The organism is Aeromicrobium sp. REDSEA-S32_B7, assembly GCF_001626145.1.
In the GTDB taxonomy this organism is placed as follows: Bacteria; Actinomycetota; Actinomycetes; order Propionibacteriales; family Nocardioidaceae; genus Aeromicrobium; species Aeromicrobium erythreum.
The window spans coordinates 5,415-12,283 of sequence record NZ_LUNF01000130.1 but is presented as its reverse complement, the minus strand read 5'-3'; the positions used below and the strand labels follow the sequence as shown (position 1 = coordinate 12,283).

Here is a 6,869-nt window from a genome sequence, read left to right as displayed (position 1 = left end):
GGTCAAAGGGCACCCGCACCACCTCGATGTTCTCGTCCTCATCGCCGTCCAACCGGGACTCCCTCAGTCCAGTGGCCAGGTAGGCGTGCATATACTCGGTGGCCCAGCCGGGAGCGACCCAGAAGCTGGAAAGGTGCAGCAGGCTGTCGGCGGTGTAGCCGATCTCTTCCTGAAGCTCCCTGAGCACCGCCTCCTCGGAGACCTCACCGTCCTCCACTCCGCCGGCCGGCACCTCCAGGCGGACGGTGATGGAGTGGGACACGTTCGGCGCGGGGGAGGCCCCGACCGCGCTCTCGGTCGTCGAGTGAGTCACGATCCCCAGTCATACGCCCGCCCGCCGGTTACCGGCCAGTCGCGCACATTGTGTTCACGCCGGGTGACCTTGCTGCTGCGCTGCTCGGCTCGCGCTGGGGGTGGCTTCCGAAAGTGCCTCGACCGGGTGGCCGGGTGCAATCCACTGACGAGGGGGCCGGCCGGTCGAACGCTTCTGCGTTCACGACGGGATCCCGTAGTCAACGCAGAAGCCTTCGATCTTCCGCACGCGAACGCAGATTCTTGCGTCCACGCGGGCCACAGCCCGAGATCCGAGGCCGGCCCCCACCAAGGTCACGACGAAGGCAGGCAGCGCAGCAGCGGGACGAGGCCCACCGCACCCGGCGCACCGGCGACGTCGACGAACCCGCGGGCAGCGCACCGGCCCGTCCGTCCCGAGGCGGTTCGACTCCGCCGCCTCCCACCCCGTACACTGGTCTGACCGGTGAGAAAGTCACGCTGTCTCGTCATGCCCTCGTCCCTGCCTGCAGGACGGGCGTGGTCGACCAGGGTCACCGGCAGACGGCACTAGCTCAACTGGCAGAGCATCGGTCTCCAAAACCGAAGGTTGGGGGTTCAAGTCCCTCGTGCCGTGCCAGCACGACGCACCACCAGACCAGCACGATCCAACGAAGGGAACACCGTGAGCGAGAGCCACGAGACGTCGGCCACGAAGGAGCGGCGCACCTCCCCGCTGACCTTCTACCGCCAGGTCGTCGCGGAGCTGCGCAAGGTCGTGTGGCCCACGCGACCGCAGGTCGTCAACTACTTCTTCGTCGTGCTCGTCTTCGTCCTGATCATGATGGCGTTCGTCGCCGGCCTGGACTACGGGTTCGGCAAGGCGATGTTCGCCGTCTTCGCGTGAACCCCAGACGCACACCCGCAGAGGAACCTTGTGACTGAACAGTCCCCCGAGACGAGCCCCGTCGAGGTCGAGGAGCTCTCCGACGTCGAGGCCGCCGACGAGGCGCCCGAGGTCGAGGAGACCACCGACGACCTCGACACGCTCGACGCACCCGACGAGACGGTCGACACCGACCAGGCCGACGAGGCCGAGGTCGACGCCGACCTCGAGGCCGACGCCCCCGTCGACGCCGCCCCGGTCGACGCCCTGGCGGAGTTCCGCGAGCGCCTGCACAGCCAGATCGGCGACTGGTACGTCGTGCACACGTACTCCGGCATGGAGAAGCGGGTCAAGGCGAACCTCGAGAACCGCATCACCTCCCTCAACGCCGAGGACTACATCTTCGAGATCGTGGTCCCGACCGAGGAGGTCGCCGAGATCAAGAACGGCCAGCGCAAGCTCGTCAAGCGCACCGTCCTGCCCGGCTACGTCCTGGTCCGCATGGACCTCACCGACGAGTCGTGGGGCGTCGTGCGCCACACGCCGTCGGTCACCGGCTTCGTGGGCAACTCCCACCAGCCCGTGCCCCTCAGCCTCGCCGAGGTGGAGCAGATGCTCGCCCCGGCGGTGGAGGCCGAGGTCGCCCAGCAGGCGGCCGACGCCCCCGAGCAGCAGCAGACGGCCTCGTCCCCCAAGGTCGAGTTCGCCGACTTCGCGACGGGCGACTCCGTCATGGTCGTCGACGGTCCGTTCGCCACGCTGCACGCGACCATCACGGAGATCAACCTCGACGCTCAGCGGGTCAAGGCCCTGGTCGAGATCTTCGGTCGCGAGACCCCGGTCGAGCTGAGCTTCACCCAGATCCAGAAGGTGTGACCCCGACGTCGGCCCGGCCGACGTCCGCCACCTCGACCCGCACCACCCATCCACCAGAAGGACCCGAAGAAGAATGCCTCCCAAGAAGAAGGTCGCAGCGCTCGTCAAGGTGCAGCTGCAGGCCGGCCAGGCCAACCCCGCGCCGCCCGTCGGCACGGCGCTCGGCCCGCACGGCGTCAACATCATGGAGTTCTGCAAGGCGTACAACGCCGCCACGGAGTCCATGCGCGGCAACGTCGTCCCCGTCGAGATCACGATCTACGAGGACCGTTCGTTCACGTTCGTCACGAAGACGCCGCCCGCGGCCGAGCTGATCAAGAAGGCCGCCGGCCTCGCGAAGGGCTCGCCCGTCCCGCACAAGGACAAGGTCGGCAAGCTCAGCAAGGACCAGATCCGCGAGATCGCCACGACGAAGCTCCCGGACCTGAACGCGAACGACATCGACCAGGCCATGAAGATCGTCGAGGGAACCGCCCGCTCCATGGGCGTCACCACCGACTGACCAACCCCCCACCGAGCAGTACGTGGCAGGGCCGGCTGGGCCCGCGAGACCACACCTGGTGCACAACCGAAGGAAGCCAGACATGACACAGCGCAGCAAGGCGTACCGCGCCGTCGCCGAGAAGATCGACCGCGACGCCCTCTACACCCCGCTCCAGGCCACCACGCTGGCCAAGGAGTCGGGCAGCAAGAACTACGACTCCACCGTCGACGTCTCCGTGCGTCTCGGGGTCGACCCTCGCAAGGCCGACCAGATGGTGCGCGGCACCGTCAACCTGCCCCACGGCACCGGCAAGACCGCCCGGGTCCTGGTCTTCGCCACCGGCGCCAACGCCGACGCCGCCCGTGAGGCCGGCGCCGACCACGTGGGTGCCGACGAGCTCGTGGAGCAGGTGAACGGCGGCTGGCTCGACTTCGACGCCGTCGTCGCCACGCCCGACATGATGGGCAAGGTCGGTCGCCTCGGCCGCGTCCTCGGCCCGCGCAACCTGATGCCGAACCCCAAGACCGGCACGGTGACCGTCGACGTCGCCAAGGCCGTCAGCGACATCAAGGGCGGCAAGGTGCAGTTCCGCGTCGACCGTCACGCGAACCTGCACTTCGTCATCGGCAAGGCCTCGTTCTCCGCCGAGCAGCTCGCCGAGAACTACGGCGCCGCCATCGAGGAGATCCTGCGTCTCAAGCCGGCCAGCTCCAAGGGCCGCTACCTGAAGAAGATCACGGTCTCCACGACCCAGGGTCCGGGCGTCCCGGTCGACCCGTCGCACCTGCGCAACTTCGCGGCGGCCGACGAGGCCTGAGCCTGCGTCGTCCCACCCAGGACCCCCTCCGCCGACGCGGTCAGGTAGCCGCCGACGGCCTCGGCGGTGGGGGCCGCGGCGGTCAGGCCCGCGTCCTGGGCGGCCGCGTCGTCGCCGTGCAGGATGCCCACGGGCACCCGTCGTCCGCCGAGGTCGCCGACGCGCACGTGCACGACGTCGCGCAGCTGCGCCACGTCGACGGTCACGGTGCCGCTGCCCCGGGTGGCGGCGTGCGCCACCAGGGCGTCGACGACCTGGCGCACCGGCTCGGAGGCCACGCGCGCCCGCACGGGCGCCGCAGCGCCCAGCACCAGCCCGCGGCCCTGGTCCGACAGCGGCTCGCGCCACCGGTCGACGACGGTGGAGGTCAGCGCGACGAGGTCGACGTCGAGCTCCTCGGCCGTGCTGACGTCGCGTCGCTCCTCGAGCAGGTCGGCGACCGCCGCGCCCAGCCGGTCGACCTCGCCGATGGCGCGCTCCAGCTCGACCGTGATCTCGGCCGGCACCTGCTCCCAGCGGGTCAGGTCCTCCAGGGAGAGGCGTAGGGCGGTGAGCGGGGTGCGCAGGTCGTGGGAGGCGCTCACGGCGATCGCGCGCTCGCGGTCGACCTGGCCGTCGAGCCGGTCGGTCGTCTCCTGCAGGGTGCGGCCGAGGTCGTCGAACGGTCGGGTCACGTGCCGGGCGGCGACGAGGCCGACCACTCCCGCGAGCACGGCGGCTGCGAGCGCGGCGGCCACGTGCGCGAGCACGCCGTGGTCGGCGAGGTCGGACGTCGTCGACAGCAGCAGCACGAGCAGGGCCAGGCCGACGAACGCTGCGACCAGCCGCTCACGCATCGGCGCCGCCGGTCTCCCAGCGGAAGCCCACGCCCCGCACGGTGACGAGCCGCGCCGGTGCGTCGGCGTCCTCGAGCTTCTGGCGCAGCCGTCCGATCGTCGTGTCGAGGGTCTTCGTGGAGCCGAACCAGTTCTCGTCCCACACCTCGTCCATCACGCGCTCGCGCGTGACGACGCTCCCGCCCGCGGACTCGACCAGGGCGAGCACGTCGAACTCCTTGACGGTCAGCCCGAGCTCGGTGCCGTCGACCCAGGCGCGGCGCGTGTCACGGTCGACCCGGACGCCGCCGGCGACCGGGTCGTCGGGGACGGCCGGTGCGGTCCGCGCCGTGCGCCGCAACAGGGCACGCACCCGGGCCAGCAGCTCGGCGAGGGCGAACGGCTTCGGCAGGTAGTCGTCGGCGCCGACGTCGAGGCCGACGACGCGGTCGAGCTCGCCGCCACGCGCGGTCAGGATCATGACGCCGCCGTCGTAGCCGGACGCCCGGGCCCGCCGGCAGACCTCGAGCCCGTCGACGTCGGGCAGGCCGAGGTCGAGCAGGACGAGGTCGACGGTCTCGGCGGCGAGCCGCTCGAGGGCCTCGCCGCCGGTCGCGACACGCTCGACGACGTAGTCCTCGCGCTCCAGGGTGCGCACGAGCGGGGCGGCGATCTGGTCGTCGTCCTCGACGACCAGCAGGGTGGGCGACATCTCAGGAAGCATACGGTCGGTCCGCCTCAGAAGTCTCGGTCGGCGGTGCCGGTCTCGGTGGCCGGCGCGGTGGAGCACTTCTGACCGGTCAGGTCCGTGGCGCTGGCCGAGGGGCTCCAGACCATCGTGGCCGCGGTGGTCACGGTGCGCAGGCCCGTCCCCGAGCTCACCGCACCGAGCCGGATCGTCACCACCGTGCGCGTCGCCGTGCCCACGGTGACGGTGCTGGCCGTGACGGTCCCGTTCCACTGCAGGGTCTTGCCGTTCTTCAGGTAGTCGGCCCGCAGGTTGATGCTGCCGAGGTTCAGGCCGGGCACGTCGAGCGTGTCGTCCCTCGAGCCGAAGCCGACGGAGGAGACCGCCCCGTCGCGAAGCCGCACCGTGACGGCCCGCGCCGTCCCGTCCCACCCGGCCACGAGCGACGCGGGGGAGACCTTCTCGCTGTACGTGAGCGTGACGGTGTCGCCGCTGTCGAGCCGGCCCACGGTCCCGCCGCCGTTGGCGGCCTGCACGTCGAGGGCGCGCACCGGGCTGTTGTCGACGACCCGGCCCGCGACGATGCTCGAGACGGTCGTCGTGCCGCGGGCGTCCAGCAGCACGGCGCGCAGGTCGATGCTGCCGTCGGCGACCGTCCTCGTGTCGAAGGCGCAGCTGTAGGGCGCGGTCGTGTCGGTGCACACGTCGGTCCAGGTTCCACTGCCGGCGACGGCGCGCTGGATCCGCACCGACGTCGCGCCGGCGGGGGCGTTGGCGCTCGCGGCGAGCGTGACGGTCCCGGTGAGGTACGTGCCCGGGTCGGTCATCGACACCGAGGAGACGGTGTTGTCGACGACGCGTCCGGTCACGACCGCGGAGGTGGTCTGCAGGCCGACGCCGTCGGTCGCGACGGCGCGGACGGAGTAGGTGCCGTCGGGCAGTGCGGTGGTGTCGAAGCGGCACGACCACGGAGCGGCCGTGACGGTGCACAGCGAGCGCCAGGTGCCGGAGGTCCCCGCCACGTACTGCAGGTCGACCGTGTCGACGCCCGCTCCGGCGTCCGACGCCGTCGCCGCGAACGTGCGCACACCGCTGAGCGGCGTGCCGGGGTCGACCATGGTGACCGTGGGGCGGGTGTTGTCGACGAGCACGTCGGTCTGCACGACGGACGTGTAGGTCGTCACGCCGGCCACGACCGCGGCGCGCAGGTCGTAGGACCCGTCGGCGAGGCTCGCGGTGCTCCACTGGCAGGTCGCGACGTTCGAGACCAGCAGGACCCCGGTGCAGGCCGTCGTCCAGCGGCCGGAGCCGGCCGGTGCGTACTCCAGGCGCGGTGTGCCGAACGGCAGGCCCGCGTTGTAGACGGTCATGGTCGCCGTGACGGTGCCGCTGACGGCGTCGGCGACGGGCGACAGCGCGATGGCGAAGCTGTTGGCCACGTAGGTGCGGACGACGTCGGAGGTCGTGCTGTAGCCGGCGCGGTCGGTGGCGACCGCGCGCAGGTCGTACGGACCGTCGGGGGTGGTGCCCGTGCGGGTGTCCCACGCGCAGGAGTACGGCGCCGTCGTGTCGGTGCACAGCGTCGTCCAGGTGGCGGCGTCCGCGGCCTGGTACTGCACGACCACCTGCGCGACCCCGGACTGTGCGTCGCTCGCGGTCGCGGCGATCGTCGCCGTGCCGCTCACGCTGCCGCCGGTCGGCGGGGTGACGGCCACGGTGGGCGGCGTCCAGTCCGCCGCGGCGGTCACGGTGCTAACGGAGTTCATCGTGCGGGCCGTGAACGTCGCCGACGAGAAGCCGGTCGCGGAGACCGCGACGGCGACGAGGACCGCCACGAGACCTACCAGGGGCAGGCGGCGCCGGGCAGGCGCCGGAGCGAGGTGGCGGGCGTTCATCGGCATGTCTCCCACGCTACGAAGAGGGGCTCCACAGGACGGTCACGCGCAGGTCACGCGCGCTCCACGAAGCAGGTCAGGGGGTGGCGGGCGCGACGCTCGACGGTGCCAGCACCTGCTCGGCCCGCGCCCGACGGT

At 71.6% G+C, this 6,869-nt stretch carries 8 protein-coding genes and 1 tRNA gene; 5 read left to right on the top strand and 4 right to left on the bottom strand.

The genetic code is table 11. The annotated features are described in order from the left end of the window. A partial coding sequence (locus tag A6Q79_RS09375; protein WP_317697939.1) for an NUDIX hydrolase occupies positions 1–313 on the bottom strand: 313 nt, incomplete at its 3' end. A 521-nt stretch (positions 314–834) separates the two neighbouring features. Here A6Q79_RS09375 and A6Q79_RS09370 point away from each other — a divergent pair. The 5 genes from A6Q79_RS09370 (at position 835) to rplA (ending at position 3,333) form a co-directional block, all read left to right on the top strand. Continuing rightward, a tRNA-Trp gene (locus A6Q79_RS09370) sits at positions 835–910 on the top strand. Positions 911–955: 45 nt separating this feature from the next. Next, the gene (gene secE, locus A6Q79_RS09365) at positions 956–1,177 is read left to right on the top strand and encodes a preprotein translocase subunit SecE (RefSeq protein ID WP_067854707.1); all 222 of its coding nucleotides are present in this window, start codon (positions 956–958) and stop codon (positions 1,175–1,177) included. A gap of 30 nt (positions 1,178–1,207) precedes the next feature. Beyond that, on the top strand, positions 1,208–2,032 hold the full coding sequence (gene nusG / locus A6Q79_RS09360) for a transcription termination/antitermination protein NusG (RefSeq protein WP_067854710.1): 825 nt from the start codon (positions 1,208–1,210) through the stop codon (positions 2,030–2,032). Between the two features lie 73 nt (positions 2,033–2,105). Next, positions 2,106–2,534: a 50S ribosomal protein L11 gene (gene rplK / locus A6Q79_RS09355; protein ID WP_067854713.1), complete on the top strand. Its 429-nt coding sequence runs from the start codon at positions 2,106–2,108 to the stop codon at positions 2,532–2,534. Between the two features lie 82 nt (positions 2,535–2,616). Continuing rightward, a complete protein-coding gene (rplA, locus tag A6Q79_RS09350; protein ID WP_067854716.1) occupies positions 2,617–3,333 on the top strand; it encodes a 50S ribosomal protein L1 in 717 nt (238 codons plus the stop codon). Here the strand turns inward: rplA and A6Q79_RS09345 are convergent. The 3 genes from A6Q79_RS09345 to A6Q79_RS09335 are packed head-to-tail and all read right to left on the bottom strand — an operon-like array spanning position 3,237 to position 6,737. Next, the gene (locus A6Q79_RS09345; protein WP_317697935.1) at positions 3,237–4,169 is read right to left on the bottom strand and encodes a histidine kinase dimerization/phospho-acceptor domain-containing protein; all 933 of its coding nucleotides are present in this window, start codon (positions 4,167–4,169) and stop codon (positions 3,237–3,239) included. The genes rplA and A6Q79_RS09345 overlap by 97 nt on opposite strands. Continuing rightward, positions 4,162–4,860 carry a response regulator transcription factor gene (locus tag A6Q79_RS09340; RefSeq protein ID WP_067854724.1) on the bottom strand — a complete coding sequence of 233 codons (699 nt, stop codon included), beginning with the start codon at positions 4,858–4,860 and terminating at the stop codon, positions 4,162–4,164. The genes A6Q79_RS09345 and A6Q79_RS09340 overlap by 8 nt, the downstream gene beginning before the upstream one ends. 26 nt (positions 4,861–4,886) lie before the next feature. Further along, the gene (locus tag A6Q79_RS09335; protein ID WP_144433649.1) at positions 4,887–6,737 is read right to left on the bottom strand and encodes an Ig-like domain-containing protein; all 1,851 of its coding nucleotides are present in this window, start codon (positions 6,735–6,737) and stop codon (positions 4,887–4,889) included. Positions 6,738–6,869 lie beyond the last annotated feature (132 nt).